This window comes from Neisseria sp. HMSC70E02 (assembly GCF_001838645.1).
GTDB classification, from domain to species: domain Bacteria; phylum Pseudomonadota; class Gammaproteobacteria; order Burkholderiales; family Neisseriaceae; genus Neisseria; species Neisseria macacae.
In genome coordinates this window covers 1-408 of the sequence record NZ_KV838126.1, presented here as the reverse complement: position 1 = coordinate 408, position 408 = coordinate 1, and the positions used below count along the sequence as shown (strand labels likewise).

1 protein-coding gene is annotated in these 408 nt (G+C 50.2%); it reads left to right on the top strand.

Translation table 11 applies throughout. The features are described from left to right. Nucleotides 1-408, top strand: a 408-nt coding sequence (locus tag HMPREF3277_RS11955) for a transposase (protein WP_141765227.1), incomplete at both ends; no start/stop codon positions are given.

Below are 408 nucleotides of genomic sequence, written 5' to 3'. Positions count from 1 at the left end.
ACACCCTGTCCGAATTGCTGGAACTGATTAACCGCCAACTGACCGAAAAAAACCTAAAAATAGAGAAAGCATCCGCCGCCGTCATTGACGCCACTATTATTCAGACCGCCGGCAGCAAACAGCGTCAGGCCATAGAAGTCGATGAAGAAGGACAAGTCAGCGGACAAACCACACCGAGTAAAGACAGCGATGCCCGCTGGACAAAGAAAAACGGTTTATACAGACTCGGTTACAAACAACATACCCGCACCGATGAGGAAGGCTATATCGAGAAACTGCACATTACCCCCGCCAATACCCATGAGTGCAACCATCTGTCCCCTTTGTTGGAGGGTATTGCCGAAGGCACGACCGTCTATGCCGACAAAGGCTACGACAGTAAGGAAAACCGGCAACATCTGAAAGAGC